Genomic DNA, 16,533 nt, shown 5'->3' on the forward strand with positions numbered 1-16,533 from the left:
CGCGCTGATTGGAACACTATTTGTCCGATCGAAACAGAAAAATGAAAAAAAAGAGCAATTCTAAAACCCATTAAATTCAGATGAACAAAACAATCAGAAACCTAGCGCTACTTGCGCTTCTCCTCGTTTTTGTGGCTTCTTGTAAGAGCCAGAAAGCAGTGGTAGATGCCACTCCGGATGAGCCGGAAGTAGAACAACCTGCTCCTAAACCAGACCCTAAGCCGGAACCGGAGCCCGAACCCAAAAAAGATGTAAGAAGTGCTCCGGAACCTTCGCTGGACATGCGCCTCAATAATTACTTTGAAGCCATTGCCAATGCCAGTTCAACCGATGTGGCCAACCGAAATATTCGTGAAGCACTAGGGTTGTTTAACAGTGGCAATGCCCCTGTTCTCATTATTTTTTATCAGGCCAATGGTACTGAAGACTATGACGAGCCAACGGACATTACCAAGTACCTCAATTACATTAAAGACACAGGTAACAATGTGCACAAAGTGAAAGAAGTGGTTCGCGACCCGAGCGGAAAAATCAAAGAATTGGTGTTAGTGAGAAAATAAAATGAAGATGAACAGACGATATAATCAAATATTGGCCGTTGCCTTATTGACAGTGCTTACAGCATTTTCGGCTGTAGCTCAAAATGCAGTAGATCCTAACAGGGAAAAGGCCATCGATTCACTAGCCTTAGAAAAGGTTAGAGATTTGGGTAAGTACATTAAAATTATTGGCAACAAAAACACTCCTTATACCGAAGCTACCCGTGTGATGGACAGGGCAGAAGAGCTCTTTGCTCCGGGCAGTGAAATGGGGGTTTCGTCTTTAGCCAAAGAAGAGATTGAATACTATAAGGTGAGAGAGTACTTCAGACGCCTGATGGCTCTGAACTACGACAAAGTGACCATTGAATGGTACGATATTCACTACATCTCTAAGTTGGAAAGACAACCCGATGGTCGTTATGTAGGGGTGGTAACCATTTACCAGAAGTTTGAAGGTAGAAATGGTGATAAACTCGCCTATAAGGATACCACCAAAAAGGACATTACCATCTATGTGGAGAAAAAAGAGACCCAGATTGCCGGACGAACTATTGAGTTCTGGGATGTAATTTTGGGTGATATTCGAGTATCTGAAACAACCATATGATAAAGCAAGTACTGCTCATTTCGGGCATATTCATTTTCCTGGCCATTCAACCACTATCTGCACAGATTATTACCGATAATCAAAGAGTGGAGGAGCAATTACTGGCAAGTACAAAGCAGCTCAATCAGTTCTTCAGCCGCTTTAATGGTGAAGAAGATACCAGGGGAAGAGAGTTTGAACCGGATGACAGGCAATATCGAAATTCAAGATTAAGAAAAAGATACCTGAGCATTCTCTTCGATGAAGAGAATGCCGGGTTTTCTGAATCTCTCTTTCAGGAGTTTGTAGATAGGGTAACCAGTGATGCTGATCCGGTTTTTTTGAGCTTACGCTCAGACAACTGGTTTGCGGTGGTCAATACCACTTTTGCCTACAAGGGAAAGTCCGTTCCGCTCACACTCTATATGCAAATTCAGCAAGAAGGGCTGGGGTATGAGTGGGTGATTTCCGACCTTTCTTTCGAACCTTACAAGAGCCTGTTTAACAAACAGCGTGGTCAAACTAAGGAGTTTTTACACCCCATGAGTCACGAGCTGGACTTTATGAATCTGCGCAAGGCTATGGTAAAAAACGGAAGCCCTGAGTCCTATACACTCGCAGACTTTAAACCCGATTTTTTAACCCTTTTTCTCTATGAGGTTAAGATGGGTCACCTTGTATTCGAAACCGTAAACAGGGTTAATTTTCATTTCTTTACCGTTGATGGCTGGTATTTCTCACTCAGCAATTTCAACAGGCCGGGCTACAATACCGGTTGGCTCATTTCAGACCTGCTAAAAATTAATGCACAGCAGAAACAAGATCTGTTAAAGTTGTTGTATGACAAGAATTAAGGTTTTTGCTTTACTAGTACTGATGCTGGGCTTTCCTGGTCTTCAGGCACAGGAATTTGGTCCCGGAGCTCAGTCCGATCCTAAGATCGAACAGGCCAAGGGTATGGTCAATACGTTGGCCTATTATTTCAACCTTATTGGAGGCCAGCGAACCTCTCTGGCCGAAAAAGAGACCATAATCAATTCCAGCTACCTTAAACTGTTTGCCAATGAAAAAGTGCAGATAGAAGATGATTTGCAGGAAGACAGGTCTACCGTTATCTACAAAGATGTTCAGGCATATTTGAAAGACATTGACTTCTTTTTTGAAGATGCCCTTTTTGAGTTTGAAATCGATACTGTGCAGCGCCTGCTCAAAGCCGATAGCACCCCTTACTATCGGGTGGAACTCATACGCAACCTAAGCGCTGTTAGTTTATTGGGCGATTCGGTAAATACCACACGCAAACGGTACATAGAACTCAATCTCGACACCAAAGGACAGGAACTAAAAATTGCCAGTATATACACCACCAAAATGAGCAAAGAGAAGCAATTGCGCGAGTGGTGGGCAGGCTTAACTCTTGCCTGGAAAAAGGTTTTTCAAAAGAAATTGGGTGTTTTTTATGATAGCCTCTCCAATGATGAACTCTTTTCGCTGGTTACCATGGATTCACTCGATATAAGTGGTAATGATCTTATTCTGGATATAGAGCCCATTTACCAGCTTACCGCACTAAAACACCTGAAGATAAGTAATACCTGGGTGAACGACCTGCGGCCATTGCTGTCCATTAATAAGCTGCAATCGCTCGATGTTTCCAATACCTCAGTTTTCGATCTGCAATACCTCAAATACCACAAAGACATTCGAAAACTCAATTTGAGCAACTGCCATGTAGAAGATTTCGGTGTTCTCAAACAGTTCGAAAAGCTATCAGAGCTCAATCTGAATGGTATAGCCGGGACCAACCTTACATTTTTGGGCGATCTTAAGAATTTGGAGGTTGTCAGACTTCAAGACGCCAAAGGCTTAAATGGATTTGATTTCGGCCGACTCGCGAAGGTGAAGGCTCTTTATTTAAAGAACAGCGATCTCACCGGTCTCAATGGTTTTGAGCGACTTACCCTGTTGGAGGAACTGGATATTTCAGGTACAGAGGTGCAAAGCCTTGATGCGCTGGGTCAACTCAGGCAACTAAAAACCATTCGGTTGGATAATACCGAAATTCACGATATCACTCCTCTCATGGGGTTGCCCCAATTAAAGCGTGTGTACGCCAATGGAACCAGCATGACTAACGAAATGGTGGCTGAATTTACAGCAAAGAGCAAGGCATTACTCATCACCAACGCAGATCAACTCCTTGCCTGGTGGCAAAACATGCCCGTGGGTTTGAAGGCCAGATTGCAACCACTTCTCGATACCATGTTTCCTTCAGTAGAAGAACTATCGGCTCTCACACGCATTGACTCTTTGAATGCCGAAGATGCCGGTCTTCAAAATCTGGAATTTTTGGAGCGATTTCAATCCTTGCAATACCTTAACCTGAGCGGAAACCGAATCAATCAACTGGATGGAGCGAGGTTATCGAGTCGCCTGGTGGAAATTCAAATGAATAATACCGACCTGAATGCCCTGGTAAACTTGTCCAGGCTACCGCAACTGGAAGTGTTTGAAGCAAGGAACACCGCGCTGAAAGACCTAAAGCCGTTTGTGGAGACTCCAAAAATCAGGTTGATAGATGTAGATGGTGCTCAGGCAGGTACTAAAGAAGTGGCCGAACTATTGGCCCGAAGGCCACAGGTGAATATACGCTTTAAGACCAAAGAACTAGTGAGCTGGTGGTCGTCTATGCCGCAAAGTGTAAAAAAGTCTTTGAGAGATCAGGCTGCTCTGGACGATAAGCCAAATCCGGACGAGTTGCATGCACTAATTGCCAGAGAGCAGCTTGTTTTCCAAAACATAGCGTTGACCGAGAGCTTTCAAGCAAGCCTTGATCATTTCTACCGTTTAAAGTCCCTAACCCTTCAGCAGTCTCGAGTGTCGCAAGTAGCTGATTTGCCGCAGTTGCCTGCATTGCAGGAGTTGGCGCTTTTGCAAATGCCTATTAAAGACTTAACGGGGCTTTCAGCAAAATACCCGCAGCTTAAACGACTCAACATTACCAACACGGCCGTGGAGGATTTACGACCTTTGGAATCGTTGGTTAGTCTGGAGTATATCAATTTTTCCGGAACACCCGTCAAACGATTCAGAGGACTGGAAAAGCTGACTAATCTAAAAGAAATAGATTGCTCCAACACCAAAGTTTTCAAGTTGGATAAACTTACCGCCCTTAAGAAGCTTGAGAAAATTACCTGCTTTAATACCGGGTTGCGTCAAAACGATATTGATAAACTTCTGGAAAGCCTCCCCAATGTGGAAGTAGTGTTCTATTAAGGCACCGTTCATCGTGCTTGTTTACAGCGAATTACCTGCCAACAGTTGGGCACCCATTATTCCGGGCGGACTTTTAAAAAGCCGGAGATGTAGAGGGTTTCTACATTTGATGTGCCTTACACGGCCCTGGCGGCCTGGTTCAGCCGCCAGAGAGAAGGTGCACAAGCGATTATTCGAAGCGTTTAAAAATAGCGGTGGCAATATGACCGCCAAAGCCAAATGTGTTGCTCATGGCGTAACGAATATCGTGAGCCTGCGCCTTGCCTAAGGTCAGATCGAATTTCTTGTCCCAGTCCTCATCTACTTCTTTGGTATTAATGGTCGGAGGAACAGTACCGTCTTCAATTGCCTTAATGCTGGCAATTGCCTCTATGGCTCCCGCTGCTCCAAGCAAATGGCCTGTCATAGATTTAGTGGCCGATAGCTTTAGGTTTGGCTCTGTTCCAAAAACTCTTTCAACGGCTATTAACTCGCTCTGGTCTCCAATAGGGGTGGAGGTGGCGTGAAGGTTAATATGGTCAATGTCATTGGCGGTAATTCCGGCATCTTCCAGTGCTTCATTCATGCCCAGAAAGGCTCCTTCACCCTCAGGGTGTGTGCCGGTGAGGTGATAGGCATCTGCAGCCATTCCGCCCCCTGCCACTTCGGCAATTATGTTGGCTCCGCGAGCGCGGGCATGTTCATACTCCTCCAGAATCAAAGCCCCGGCTCCTTCGCCCATCACAAAACCATCGCGGGTTTTATCGAAAGGCCTGGAAGCTGTGGTTGCTTGCTCGTTGTTGGTACTTAAGGCCCTGGAGGCAGTAAAACCACCGAGTCCGGCTGCGGTTATCGGTGCTTCAGAGCCACCGGTAATTATCATGTTGGCCTTGCCCCAGCGGATGTAGTTAAAAGCATCGATTATGGCGGTAGTGCCTGTGGCGCAGGCCGAAATACAGGTAAAGTTGATGCCCCGCAGCCCATATCTCATAGAAATGACACCCGAAGCAATGTCTGCAATGATTTTAGGAATGAAGAAGGGGTTGAATTTTGGATTCTCTTCGCGCTTTACGTAGTCAATCATTTCTTCTGTAAAGGTTTCGATACCACCATTACCCGAGCCCCAGATTACTCCAATCTTATTTCTGTTCAAAGTTTCAAAGTCTATTTTGGCATGTTGCACCGCTTCCTCAACTGCCACCAATGCATAAGATGTAAATCTGTCATACTTGCGCGACTCACTTCGCGGAATATGGTCTTCCAGGTTGAAGTTTTTTAGTTCGCAGGCAAAATGCGTTTTAAACTTGCTGGTGTCGAAGCGGGTAATTTCTCCCGCCCCGCTTACCCCTGCTTTCAGGTTGGCCCAGTAATCGTTTAGATTGTTACCGATTGGGGTCAGTGCCCCCATTCCGGTTATTACCACTCTTTTCATTGCTTTAATTCCTTTTCTACTATTGTTTTTAAATGATTTAAGAGGCCATGAAAGCCTCTGGCGTTTTGTGTGCTTTTAGCCAAAAGAATGGATCCCTCAATGCCTGCTATTATCAGATTGGCCACATCGCTCGCCTCTATTTCTGCCTTAAATTCACCGGATTGTTGTCCTTCCAGGATAATTCCTTCCAACTCATGCTTCCAATTTTCAAAAGTTTTTTTAACCCTTTCTTTTAGTAGTGGGTAGCCGTCATCAGCTTCTACAGAGCTATTCATCAGGGCACAACCACCATTGTTATAGACTTGCTCAAAACTGTCTTTATAAAACTGAAAGAACCTTTCCACTTTGGTCCAGGCGTTGCCCGTTGAGGCCAGAGCTTTATAAAGTCCCTTCTGAAAGAATTTAAGATTATGTTCAAAGCAGGCCAATGCCAGCTGGTCTTTGTCTTTAAAGTTGCCATATATAGCTCCCTTTGTTAAACCTGTGGCAGTTGTAATATCACTCAGTGAGGTCCCGTATGCTCCCTTTTTGTTAAAGATGGGGGCAACCCGCTCTATTATAAACTGTTTGGTTCGGTCGGCTTTGGACATGTAGTACAAAAATATACCAATCGGTATAAATATTCAAATTTTCAATGAAGATATGCGATTTGCCCCTGAACCACCGTTAGTCAATCATTTCAGTATCTAAGTAATTGGACTACTTAATAAAGCCGCAAGAAGTAAATTTCTGGAGCTTGCATCCATACCATATAAATGAGTAGTGCGATAAATAATAATATGCTTACTTTTCTACATCGATAAACAATTAAGGTTATGAAAATCAGATTTTTAGGAGTGTTTTTTTTGATGCTGTGCTTCCATCAGAGCTTTTCTCAGCGAGAGTGGGCCAACCCAATTATCAAGGACTATGGGCGCATACTGGACCTCGAAGAGGTAGATGTGCGGCCCGATGCTTCTATGGAGTATAAGATTGTGATAGAGCTTATTCATAAAATGGATAACCCTGAACGTATTAACTTTTCGGCTACAAATGTGGCCAGGCTCATTAATCTTCATGCGGTGGGTGGTGTGTCTAAAGACAAGTTAAAGGTGGCGGTGGTTATTCATGCCGAGGCTACCAACTCAGTAATCAATAATGAGGCATATCGGGATAAATACGATGGAAAAGACAATCCATACATTCCCTTGTATGAGCAGTTGGCGGCCAATGGAGTGGAGGTAATCGTGTGTGGTCAATCGCTCAATCTCTATGGGCACGATAAATCTAAAGTTATTCCTCAGGTAAAGGTGGCCACTTCCGCGTTGACAGCCGTAAGCACCTTTCAGCTGAGGGGGTATGCCTACTTTAAATGGGATTAACCCATGGCAATGGTATAGGCTCGGAGGTATTGGTCTACCAATTGATGCCAATCGAAGGTTTGAGAGAATTCTTCCAGCTTATTGCGTTTTATGGCGCGGTAGTTATAGTTGGTTTTTGAGAACTGAAGCATCATTCGTGTAAGGTCATTTACCACTTCATCTTCCGATTTGTTCTTACGTTGAAGCACAAAAACACCTGTTTCTTCAGAATCGTCATTGATGTTTTGGGTGTAACTACCAAAACCCGAAAGGTCGCTGGTAATGGTAGGTACTCCCCGGGCAATACATTCCAGGGGTGTATAGCCCCAGGGTTCGTAGTAGCTTGGAAAAATACCAAGGTGGCAACCCCTTACAAACTGTGAGTACTCCAAGCCAAACAGTGGGTTGGTAGGGGCAATGAATTCCGGATGAAAAACCACCTTCACCTTATCTAATGGACTGTTGAACAGCTGTTGCTCTCTCAGCCCATTGAGAATAGGGTCTTCCTGATCATTTTCCAGCAAGTGGGTGACAATCAAAGGCCATTGGTCAGTTTTCCACGATTGAATAGCTCTGCGGTACCGTAGGCGCCAGTAGTCCGACACAAATTGATTGAGGTCGGGGAGTTGATAATTATCTTTGGCCGATGCTGCACTTTTTAGAAGGTTGGAGGCAATCTCTTGCTCTACCGATTTGCAGGTGTTTTTAAGTTCTTCTAGCATGGCTTTGGCTTCCAGTACCACAGGGTTAAAAGATTTAACCCTGGCATTGGTAATAAAAAACATCACTATGGTCACATCCACACGCTCTTGTATGAGTCGCTCGTTGAGCTTCTTTAGGGCTTTAATGGTAATGTCGTAACCTTTGTTTTCATATTCATAGCGGCCGCTGGTAAAGAAGAAAAGAGTTTTGTCCAGGTCGAAGGGGGAGGAGTTAAAAAAGTGGCCGATTACAAAGTTTTCAATGTTCTTCTTGTACTTTTCGTGCCGTATTTGCACTCTGTGCAGGTTTTGAAACCGCTGAATGTTAATGCCGTTTGGGGTAATGTGATGGGGTTTTTGCCCCAGAAGTGCCTCACATTCCTGAGCCGTTATCTCGCTCACCGTAGTAAAGCAGTCAGCCTTTTGAGCGCCTTTTTTTTCTAACTGATGAATAGAGGGAATTCCGTAGCGTTTGGCCATAGCCTCATCTTCAATCTCGTGCATTATGTCGTAAAAATTTTTGTGTGTTATGGCTAAAACCCTGCCCAAGCGGGTGGCATGTGTTGTAAAAATGGTTTTTACCTTTTGCAGCTCTGTACCTACCTGAAGTAGAGCTGGGCATACCATCCACTCGTGTCCGTGAAAAAGAATTGGGTTCTTTTCCTTTTTTTCCAGAACCTGAAAGAACTGAAATACCATATCGCACCATTGCAGGCATACATCGTAAAGTGAATCATCACTACCCACCGGTATGCCAAACTGGTCGTTCAATTGTTTTTTAATGCTGCCCAGGCGGCTGAAGGCATTTTCCGGATTGAGTAAAACAGTTTTGGGCCTGCCACTCACCAACCAAGTGCCATAACGCACCTCGTAGCCTTTGTTCTCCAACTCGGCCACGGCCTGGCCTATGGGAGAATCTCTTTCTGCAATGGCTTCAAACTCTGCGTCTACCCCATCATTGACCAAGGGTCCCAAAAGACAATAATTCGATCCAAACTTTTCGATTGTAGCCGGAAGCTTGGATCGAATTACTGTGTATATGCCTCCCAATTGGTTGCAAATTTCCCACGAAGCCTCAATAAGTAGTTGGTTGTTGGGTGCCTGAGCCATGCGCTTAAAGTTTGTTTCAATATATGGTATGAGCGTATGCTTATCAAACCTCAACACCTCGAAGCACTTATTTTTAACCGTGGTTTAACACAAGACAGCCATTCTTCAATATGCGCTGTAGTTTTCTGGCTATTTTTTGTTAATTGACCTCAAACCCAAAAACACAATGACCAAGATATTTTGCATACTCCTCATTGGCCTTGCGTCCTGCTTCGCTATACAAGCTCAGGAAATGGTGAATCCTGTGATTCAAAGTTTTGGTGCTATTATGAATGCCCCGCATGCCACCGAAAAACCCGATCCAACTATGAAGTACAAAGTGGTAATAGATATTGCCACAGGAAGTTCAAACCCCAAAGAGCCTATGTACTCGCTGGTGAATGTGGCCCGGTTACTCAATTTGCATGCTATGGGAGGGGTGCCCAAAGAAAATATGGAAGTAGTGTTGGCTATACATGCCGGTGCTGTTTGGTCGGTGCTAGACAATGAAGCTTATAAAGCCAAATACGAAGTAGATAACCCCCATTTGCCGCTTTTTAAGGAGCTGCAAGAAGCCGGGGTGAAAATCTTTGTGTGCAGTCAATCCATGATGGGCAGAAACATTGATCATACGCGGTTGGCTCCGGGGCTGGAAACAGCCACTTCAATGCTCACCACCATGACCACCTATCAGTTGAAAGGATTTGCGGCACTAAAATTCTAATAATAAACCAAGGAGACACCGGGGTGTGGCCGACTCTTAAAAGCGAGTAATTATGCTGACGCCCGGGAGCCCTTCGGTGCCTATTTTGGGCAAAAGCCTGCAGGCGTCTTCCAAGCTAATTTCGCTGTCAATCATTCGTTCAGGCTTAAGTCGGCCGGAAGCTATTTGTGCCATCATCTCTGGATACGCATGAGCCTGCATACCATGGCTTCCCAGTATTTCCAATTCGTTGGCCACTACTAGTTGCATGGGCAGCCTGGGTTCAAAATCGTTGCCTGCCAGTAACCCCACCTGCACGTGGCGTCCGCGTTTTCTTAAGTTGGCCACCGAATTGTAAGCAGTGTGTTTGCTACCCAAAGCATCAATAGAAAGGTGAGCCCCTCCATGACTTGCTTCTTTTACGGCCTCAATCACCTCCACTTCGCGTGCATTTACCAGTACATCGGCACCCAAGTGCTGAGCCAGAGAAAGTGCTTTTGGCTGAATGTCTATGGCAATTACCTGTGCTCCGGCTGCTTTGGCAATCATAAGGGCCGAAAGGCCAACACCACCACAGCCATGAATAGCTACCCATTCTCCCTGTTTTAACCTTCCCTGATGAACCACAGCCCGATACGAGGTGATGAATCTACAGCCCAGGCTGGCTGCAGTTCGGAACTCCACACTGTCTGGTAGCTTTACCAGATTCACATCGGCATAGTGAATACTCACATACTCCGCAAAACTGCCCCAATGGGTAAATCCCGGCTGAAATTGGTGGTCGCAGACCTGATGATTGCCGCTGGTGCATTGTTCGCAGTGGCCACAGCCGCCTACAAAAGGCACGGTTACCCTGTCGCCCACCTTAAAGCGTTTTACACCCTTGCCGGTTTCTACAATGGTACCGGCCAGTTCATGTCCCGGTACATGGGGCAAACGAATGTCTGCATCGTGTCCCATCCACCCATGCCAGTCCGACCGGCATAAGCCGGTAGCATTTACCTGTAGTACTACTCCCCCGGCTACCACCGAAGGATCCGGAACGGTTTCTATAGATATGGGGCCACCAAACGTATCAAAAATCGCAGCTTTCATCAATCCTGAAAATTATTCCATCATTTCACACCTCAATCGTCTACGGTGTTTACATGATCGTTACATTTGAATATAAATCAATAGTTATGAAAAAGTTATTTCTCCTCCTAAGCATTTGCTCAATTGTAGTCTTGAGCTCCTTTACCTCTGAAACTAAACGTTTTGAAGGCGACATAATCTACAGCATTACCTATGTGCAATTACCAGACGATTTGAAAGGCTATGAGTCTATGCTTCCCGGTGAGATCACCATGACCATTTCCGGCAACAAATCAATGTTGCGTCAGGAGGTTATGGGGGGTAGCCAAACTATTATCTCAGATGAAACATCGGGTACGGGAGAAATAATGATGGATATGATGGGGCAAAAATTCCATATCAAGCTAAGCAAAGAAGACATTGAAAAAGAAGAAGAGTCCATGGGTGAATCAACCGTAAAATCGCTTGAAGGCTCAAAAACCATTTTGGGTTATAAGTGTCAAAAAGGCCAGCTTATTAATGGTGGACAAACCATAGACGTTTGGTATACCAAACAAATCGATGCCACTCATAAGGAATTTGAAAAGCTTAATGGTTTTCCTCTGGAGTATGAAACAGAGGAGCAGGGCATGAAAATGCGCATAACAGCCACCAAGGTAGCCGAGCGTAAAGTAGATCCAAAAGAATTTGCCGTTCCCGAGGGATACACCACTTACACCATGGCTGAGTTCGAAAAGCTTATGGGGGGCGGCTATTAATTTTCAACCTTAAACAATTATCTCATGTATACAGGACTTTTACATGCACATTCGGGCCTCCGGTGGGTAGTGCTCATTCTACTCATTGCGGCCATATTCAACGCCTTTGGTAAGAAAAATGGAGGCGTATGGACGGCCAAAGACAAAAAGATTACACTTTTTGCTATGGTGTTTACCCATATCCAACTGGTCTTGGGTATTATACTCTATTTTATGTCGCCTAAGGTGCAGTTTGTTGAAGGGTTTATGCAAAACCCGGTATATCGTTTCTTTGCGGTAGAACACATCACGCTCATGATCATTGCTATAGCCCTCATCACCATTGGCTACAGCAAGGCTAAAAGAGCTGCCACCGATGCCAAGAAATTTGGTGCCGTGGCCACCTTCTATCTTGTGGGCCTTATTTTAATACTTGCTTCAATTCCCTGGCCCTTCCGAAATCTGGGCTCAGGCTGGTTCTGATAAAAGCCCCTGCCGGTAGCAATCTAGCTGCTGGCAGGGATTTACCTTTCCCCTTAGTTTTAGTCTTTATAGTGGCCCTTTCAAGGCGCAACTAGAACATGGCCTGTGTCCAAGGTGTCGGGCATATATCTATTCTGACACATAAGCTACTTGCTTTTTTTGGGCGTGCCCCAAGGGTCGGGCTATTCGCTACTACTCCTCACCCGAGTAACTCGGGTTGCGGGGTATCCGCTGCTATCCCTCACGCTATAGCCAAGACTCAGGAGGTACCCTCCATAGTTGGGCGATTAAAGAGACTTCCGGCCTCTAGTTGCTGTTTATAATCAGCTGTCGGTAAAAACGGATGGCGTTGGCGTAGTCTTCCAACAAAATATGTTCGTCAATACCATGAAAGGTATTAATGTTATCCTCGTTGACGTGGTAAGGTACAAAGCGATACACATGTTTGCTGATTAAAGAAAAATGCCGGGCATCAGTGGCTCCAATTACCAGGTTTGGTGCAGTGTGGGTATCTTCAAAAATTTGCTTTATGCTTCGGTTAATCCACTCATAGCCTTGACTGTCAGTGGGCGAAACAGGCGATGGGTTGGAGTTGAAACCATAAAACCGGGCCTTTACCCTGTTATCATCAATCACCTCAATAGCATGTTTCAATACTTCCTCAGCCGTTTGACCCGGAATAATTCTAAAGTTTACTAGAGCGCGGGCTGTAGTGGGAATCACATTTTCTTTAATTCCTGCTTCGAAAATGGTTGGAGCAGTGGTGGTTCGTACCAAGGCATTACCGGCATTGCTTGCGTTTTCGTAGGTGGTTACAATCAGTGAACTGAATAGCTTTCGGTTGGCAAATGCCATTTTATTAATAAAGCCCATTTCTGGCCCAAGTTGTTCTATAAAACCCTGCATGGCATCGGAGATTGAGGCCGGCAGTGGCTCGGCCTTTAGTTTGGCTACCGCTCCGGCTAGCACATCTATAGCTGTTTCTTTAGCCGGTTGAGAGGAGTGGCCGCCCTCCATATCTACTGTAAATTCAATGGTAGTGGAGCCCTTTTCTGCCACACCAATCATGGCTACGTCACGGTCGACTCCCGGCACCAGCCCTTGCGTAATGGCGTAGCCTTCATCCAGTACGTATTCTGCTTCAATCCCCTGATTTTTCAAGAAGCTTGCTATGGTTTTGGCTCCCAGTTCGCCTCCCACCTCTTCATCGTGTCCAAAGGCCAGGTAAAGTGTTCTTTTCGGTTGAAAACCCTCGGCCAGTAAGAGCTCTACAGCTTCCATAATGCCCACCACCGAAAATTTATCGTCAATGGTACCTCGTCCCCATATTTTGCCATCCTTTATTTGCCCTTCAAAAGGTTCCACCGTCCATTTCTCGGGAGAAGCTATCGGTACCACATCAATATGCCCCATTAGTACCATGGGCTTTAATTCTGTGTGCGAACCCTTCCATTTGTAAAGGTGGCTAAAGCCGTTAAATACCCTATGTTCCAGAAGGCTATCGGCCAAAGGGTAGGTTGTTTTAAGGAATGCATTGAAAAGGCTAAACTGCGAAGAGTCAAATTTGGCCGGGTCTTCGAAGGAGATGGTTTTTAGTCTCAGCGCCTCTTGCAAATGAGCGGTAGCACTAGCCGGAACGTCTATCTTTTCTACCAGGGCAACCTCCAGCTGTTTGGAGCTAAAAGTAAAGGTTTTAAAGAGAATATAGCCTACAAGTGCTACTAATAGCAGAAGTACTGAAACCAGTAGTTTTTTCATACTTAAAGTTAGCCGAAAACCTGTGAAGCTTTAAATAAAACTGAGTTCGATGTACGAAAAGAACGTCATACCGGAAAAACAGGCCTTAAACTCTCAAAAAAGGCTGTTTTATCCGGTATCTCAACCGAGCCTAAATGAGATTGCGGATATTTTCCTTTGCGTATATGAAGTTTTCAGAGGAAAATTCCGCAATGACGTCCTAAGAGGGGATTTTTACTACTTACTTACATCGAACTCAGGTTAAATAAAGCATCTCAAAAGTGGTACAGGCAGGCTATAGGAAGGCTCTTTTACCTCGCCACCTTTGAGATTCTGACACTTACTTTTTGAGCAAATCTCTTATTTCAGTAAGAAGTAGCTCTTCTTTAGATGGTGCAGGAGGAGCTGCCGGCTTGGCTTCTTCTTTCTTCTCCCACTTTTCCTTCATTCGGTTATATCCCTTTACAATCATGAATACGGCCATAGCCACAATAAGGAAGGTGAGTATGGTATTGATAAACACCCCATAGTTGATGGCTACCTCTGCCGTGCCTTCTGCGGTTGCCTCTTGCAACACAATTTTCATGGTAGAAAAATCAACGCCTCCAAGCAGCAAGCCAATAGGCGGCATGAGCACGTCATTGACCAAAGATTTGGCAATAGCTCCAAAATAAGTGGCCATAATAAGACCAACGGCAATTTCTACTACATTGCCTTTCGAGATGAATTTCTGAAATTCTTTCATTAGTAATTAACGTTTAAGGTTGATTGTTGGCCCCGAAGGGTATGAAGAAAGATAAGAAATAATCTCTGGTGGAGGGAGGGTGAATATACACACTTTTTTGATAATGAGACGATTGTAACCAGAGACCCCCTAGACTCAAACAGCTACTATCTTGCAAAAAATCAGATTTATCGGGCTGCCCTTTTCTCAAGCGTTGCTTTGCACCTGTAACCAGTAGAGCCTTATTGCCCTGACATTAATTGGGCTATCATTCGGGTGCTTTTGTATTGCTCGAAGAGCACTTTTAGAAAAACCGTAATAGGAATGGACATTATGAGTCCGGGTACTCCCCAAACAAATCCCCAAAGCATAAGGGCAATGAGTATGGTAATGACATTGATAGAGAAAGACTTGCCCATGAAAATGGGTTCCAGAACCCCGCCAAATAAGGCCTGAACACCCGTGGCCGATAATGCGAAGAACAATAGCATAGACGCAGAGTCTATTTCTACAAAAGCAAAAATGGTAACGGTTATTACGCAAATTACGGACCCCACCATTTGAACAAAGTTGATGGCAAAGGCGAACAGACCCCAGAAAATAGGGAAGCTTACGCCAAAAAACCAGCAGACCAGTCCGGTGCCAATTCCCGTAAGCAAGCTCACAAAGAACTTCACCTTAATGAAGGTGAGCAGGTCTTTTTCTATTTTCCGGAAGGTCTTTATAGAAGCAAACTGCTGCTTTATAAGCGTAGATCGCATTATTTTTTGCACATCGAACGACTCTGCCAACAAAAGAAGTACAAAGAATATGGTGGTGAGCAACATAGATATTGTTCCACTCACAAAATCGACCGTAGGTACCAGATTTTTCATTACGGCCTCTTTGCTCACCAGGTCTTTGAGTGTTTCTTCGCCTTTGAGAAAATCTACACCAAAAAAGCCTTCCAGACTTGCAATGAGCTGTCCTAGTTTAGCTTTGGCTCGTTCAAAAAACTGATTGTCCGTAGCCAGAATTTCACGACTAGAAAGCTGCATGAGTTCTCCAAAGAGCTTAAAGCATATGGCCATAATAACCACCACTATAAATATGTTGAGGTATTTGGGGCTGCCTTTCTTTTTGAGCCACCGCATGAGTGGTAGAAATATGAGTGCAATGAACATGCTCGATACCAAAGGAATGAAAATAAAAGACAGGGTTTTGAGCATGTAGAAAACCAGTGGCACCACTATTATAAGCAGTAATATGTTGGTTGTTTTTCTGTCGTTCATTGCTGTGCGTTAAGGCCCGCAAAGTTATACCACATAGGGCAAGAAATGTTTAGTACACCCAAATAAGTTTATGTGAACTTATTGGCTCACCCGAAAGTACAGTTCATCGACTCCCGTGTTTTTAGACTGTATATGGTAGGCGGAAATAATTACTTCATAGGAGCCCGTTTTTTCCAGCGGCAGATTGGCCACGAAAGTATTGTCTTCCTTTAGTTGCATGGTTACGGTACGAACATATTCACCATCAATAGAGACCATTGCCTCTACCTCCATGCGCCCCGCATCCCAGAGGCCTCCGTCAGAAATGGTGCAACCACACATCATTACTATATTGGCTTTTAATTCTACGCTTGTCGTTTCTTTCAAAGAGAAACCCTGATGGGTCTGTGGGTAAAGGCCATCGACCACAAAACCCGGTATTTCCACAACAATTCCCTCGCCATCCATGGGTTTGCCGGGAATGAGCCATGCCTGAGTTTGAGCCATAACGCGTGCTTCTTCGTGGTGTGCTGGCGCCTGCGCTTCTATGGTTACCAGCAAAGGCTTGCTCAGAGACAAGTTGGCTTCAAAGTAGGCAGCCCCATCGGTGATGGATTGGTACCGCTCTCTGGCAGTGCGCATAATGAGGTCTGTATTGCCCGTTCCACCTTTGGTATATCCTTTAGCCAGTATTTCATTGGTTTGGGCATCACGGATTATGATAAGCGAACCGCCCATGCTGGAGCCAATAAATTTGGCGTCTTTGGCCTGAGTGCGAACCACAACTTTCGTAGCCTTAGCTTGTTGCGCCATAAGGGTGGGAGCAGCAAAAAGGAGAATAGCAATCAGAATATTTTTCATGGTAAAGAGGTATACTTCA

16 protein-coding genes are annotated in these 16,533 nt (G+C 44.8%); 8 read left to right on the forward strand and 8 right to left on the reverse strand.

Translation table 11 applies throughout. From position 1 onward, the window contains the following. Nucleotides 1-80 precede the first annotated feature (80 nt). From IE164_RS06155 to IE164_RS06170, 4 genes are read left to right on the forward strand one after another with little or no spacing between them, the layout of a single operon-like run. Nucleotides 81-560, forward strand: coding sequence for a nucleoid-structuring protein H-NS (locus IE164_RS06155; protein ID WP_189629344.1), 480 nt, complete (start codon nucleotides 81-83; stop codon nucleotides 558-560). Nucleotides 561-567: 7 nt separating this feature from the next. Continuing rightward, complete coding sequence (locus IE164_RS06160) at nucleotides 568-1,149, forward strand: hypothetical protein (RefSeq protein ID WP_229838555.1); 582 nt, start codon at nucleotides 568-570, stop codon at nucleotides 1,147-1,149. Next, nucleotides 1,146-1,982, forward strand: coding sequence for a hypothetical protein (locus IE164_RS06165; RefSeq protein ID WP_229838556.1), 837 nt, complete (start codon nucleotides 1,146-1,148; stop codon nucleotides 1,980-1,982). Before IE164_RS06160 ends, IE164_RS06165 begins: the two co-directional genes overlap by 4 nt. Then, entirely contained in the window at nucleotides 1,969-4,404 is a 2,436-nt protein-coding gene (locus IE164_RS06170) for a leucine-rich repeat domain-containing protein (RefSeq protein WP_189629346.1), read from the forward strand. The genes IE164_RS06165 and IE164_RS06170 overlap by 14 nt, the downstream gene beginning before the upstream one ends. A 169-nt stretch (nucleotides 4,405-4,573) precedes the next feature. On the opposite strand, the gene fabF is transcribed toward IE164_RS06170, so the two are convergent. After that, entirely contained in the window at nucleotides 4,574-5,815 is a 1,242-nt protein-coding gene (fabF, locus tag IE164_RS06175; RefSeq protein ID WP_189629347.1) for a beta-ketoacyl-ACP synthase II, read from the reverse strand. Beyond that, nucleotides 5,812-6,405 carry a TetR/AcrR family transcriptional regulator gene (locus IE164_RS06180; protein ID WP_189629348.1) on the reverse strand — a complete coding sequence of 198 codons (594 nt, stop codon included), beginning with the start codon at nucleotides 6,403-6,405 and terminating at the stop codon, nucleotides 5,812-5,814. Before IE164_RS06180 ends, fabF begins: the two co-directional genes overlap by 4 nt. A 225-nt stretch (nucleotides 6,406-6,630) precedes the next feature. On the opposite strand from IE164_RS06180, the gene IE164_RS06185 reads away from it, so the two are divergent. Beyond that, nucleotides 6,631-7,176 carry a DsrE family protein gene (locus IE164_RS06185; protein ID WP_189629349.1) on the forward strand — a complete coding sequence of 182 codons (546 nt, stop codon included), beginning with the start codon at nucleotides 6,631-6,633 and terminating at the stop codon, nucleotides 7,174-7,176. Here IE164_RS06185 and IE164_RS06190 read toward each other — a convergent pair. Beyond that, nucleotides 7,173-8,966 carry a glycosyltransferase gene (locus IE164_RS06190; RefSeq protein ID WP_189629350.1) on the reverse strand — a complete coding sequence of 598 codons (1,794 nt, stop codon included), beginning with the start codon at nucleotides 8,964-8,966 and terminating at the stop codon, nucleotides 7,173-7,175. The genes IE164_RS06185 and IE164_RS06190 overlap by 4 nt on opposite strands. Before the next feature lie 166 nt (nucleotides 8,967-9,132). On the opposite strand from IE164_RS06190, the gene IE164_RS06195 reads away from it, so the two are divergent. Continuing rightward, nucleotides 9,133-9,669 (forward strand): DsrE family protein, encoded by a 537-nt coding sequence (locus tag IE164_RS06195; protein ID WP_189629351.1) that lies wholly within the window; start codon nucleotides 9,133-9,135, stop codon nucleotides 9,667-9,669. 36 nt (nucleotides 9,670-9,705) lie between these two features. Here the strand turns inward: IE164_RS06195 and IE164_RS06200 are convergent, their stop codons facing one another. After that, nucleotides 9,706-10,743, reverse strand: coding sequence for a zinc-dependent alcohol dehydrogenase family protein (locus IE164_RS06200; RefSeq protein WP_189629352.1), 1,038 nt, complete (start codon nucleotides 10,741-10,743; stop codon nucleotides 9,706-9,708). Between the two features lie 86 nt (nucleotides 10,744-10,829). Here IE164_RS06200 and IE164_RS06205 point away from each other — a divergent pair, with 86 nt between their 5' ends. Then, nucleotides 10,830-11,480 carry a DUF4412 domain-containing protein gene (locus IE164_RS06205; protein WP_189629353.1) on the forward strand — a complete coding sequence of 217 codons (651 nt, stop codon included), beginning with the start codon at nucleotides 10,830-10,832 and terminating at the stop codon, nucleotides 11,478-11,480. A gap of 24 nt (nucleotides 11,481-11,504) precedes the next feature. Continuing rightward, a complete protein-coding gene (locus tag IE164_RS06210) occupies nucleotides 11,505-11,942 on the forward strand; it encodes a cytochrome B (protein ID WP_189629354.1) in 438 nt (145 codons plus the stop codon). A 306-nt stretch (nucleotides 11,943-12,248) separates the two neighbouring features. On the opposite strand, the gene IE164_RS06215 is transcribed toward IE164_RS06210, so the two are convergent. The 4 genes from IE164_RS06215 to IE164_RS06230 all read right to left on the reverse strand — a co-directional run bounded on the left by IE164_RS06215 (nucleotide 12,249) and on the right by IE164_RS06230 (nucleotide 16,514). After that, nucleotides 12,249-13,700 carry a M20 family peptidase gene (locus IE164_RS06215; RefSeq protein ID WP_189629355.1) on the reverse strand — a complete coding sequence of 484 codons (1,452 nt, stop codon included), beginning with the start codon at nucleotides 13,698-13,700 and terminating at the stop codon, nucleotides 12,249-12,251. A gap of 319 nt (nucleotides 13,701-14,019) precedes the next feature. Continuing rightward, nucleotides 14,020-14,424 (reverse strand): large-conductance mechanosensitive channel protein MscL, encoded by a 405-nt coding sequence (gene mscL, locus IE164_RS06220; RefSeq protein WP_189629356.1) that lies wholly within the window; start codon nucleotides 14,422-14,424, stop codon nucleotides 14,020-14,022. A 221-nt stretch (nucleotides 14,425-14,645) separates the two neighbouring features. Continuing rightward, nucleotides 14,646-15,674 (reverse strand): AI-2E family transporter, encoded by a 1,029-nt coding sequence (locus tag IE164_RS06225; protein ID WP_189629357.1) that lies wholly within the window; start codon nucleotides 15,672-15,674, stop codon nucleotides 14,646-14,648. Nucleotides 15,675-15,752: 78 nt separating this feature from the next. Next, nucleotides 15,753-16,514: a hypothetical protein gene (locus IE164_RS06230; protein WP_189629358.1), complete on the reverse strand. Its 762-nt coding sequence runs from the start codon at nucleotides 16,512-16,514 to the stop codon at nucleotides 15,753-15,755. Nucleotides 16,515-16,533 lie beyond the last annotated feature (19 nt).

The sequence above is a fragment of the Roseivirga thermotolerans genome, from assembly GCF_014653175.1.
In the GTDB taxonomy this organism is placed as follows: Bacteria; Bacteroidota; Bacteroidia; order Cytophagales; family Cyclobacteriaceae; genus Roseivirga; species Roseivirga thermotolerans.

Excerpts from the sequence above, each read along its gene's own strand:
- IE164_RS06155 (WP_189629344.1), top strand. The coding sequence starts at position 81 with ATGAACAAAACAATCAGAAACCTAGCGCTACTTGCGCTTCTCCTCGTT.
- IE164_RS06160 (WP_229838555.1), top strand. The coding sequence starts at position 568 with ATGAACAGACGATATAATCAAATATTGGCCGTTGCCTTATTGACAGTG.
- IE164_RS06165 (WP_229838556.1), top strand. The coding sequence starts at position 1,146 with ATGATAAAGCAAGTACTGCTCATTTCGGGCATATTCATTTTCCTGGCC.
- IE164_RS06170 (WP_189629346.1), top strand. The coding sequence starts at position 1,969 with ATGACAAGAATTAAGGTTTTTGCTTTACTAGTACTGATGCTGGGCTTT.
- fabF (WP_189629347.1), bottom strand. The coding sequence starts at position 5,815 with ATGAAAAGAGTGGTAATAACCGGAATGGGGGCACTGACCCCAATCGGT.
- IE164_RS06180 (WP_189629348.1), bottom strand. The coding sequence starts at position 6,405 with ATGTCCAAAGCCGACCGAACCAAACAGTTTATAATAGAGCGGGTTGCC.
- IE164_RS06185 (WP_189629349.1), top strand. The coding sequence starts at position 6,631 with ATGAAAATCAGATTTTTAGGAGTGTTTTTTTTGATGCTGTGCTTCCAT.
- IE164_RS06190 (WP_189629350.1), bottom strand. The coding sequence starts at position 8,966 with ATGGCTCAGGCACCCAACAACCAACTACTTATTGAGGCTTCGTGGGAA.
- IE164_RS06195 (WP_189629351.1), top strand. The coding sequence starts at position 9,133 with ATGACCAAGATATTTTGCATACTCCTCATTGGCCTTGCGTCCTGCTTC.
- IE164_RS06200 (WP_189629352.1), bottom strand. The coding sequence starts at position 10,743 with ATGAAAGCTGCGATTTTTGATACGTTTGGTGGCCCCATATCTATAGAA.
- IE164_RS06205 (WP_189629353.1), top strand. The coding sequence starts at position 10,830 with ATGAAAAAGTTATTTCTCCTCCTAAGCATTTGCTCAATTGTAGTCTTG.
- IE164_RS06210 (WP_189629354.1), top strand. The coding sequence starts at position 11,505 with ATGTATACAGGACTTTTACATGCACATTCGGGCCTCCGGTGGGTAGTG.
- IE164_RS06215 (WP_189629355.1), bottom strand. The coding sequence starts at position 13,700 with ATGAAAAAACTACTGGTTTCAGTACTTCTGCTATTAGTAGCACTTGTA.
- mscL (WP_189629356.1), bottom strand. The coding sequence starts at position 14,424 with ATGAAAGAATTTCAGAAATTCATCTCGAAAGGCAATGTAGTAGAAATT.
- IE164_RS06225 (WP_189629357.1), bottom strand. The coding sequence starts at position 15,674 with ATGAACGACAGAAAAACAACCAACATATTACTGCTTATAATAGTGGTG.
- IE164_RS06230 (WP_189629358.1), bottom strand. The coding sequence starts at position 16,514 with ATGAAAAATATTCTGATTGCTATTCTCCTTTTTGCTGCTCCCACCCTT.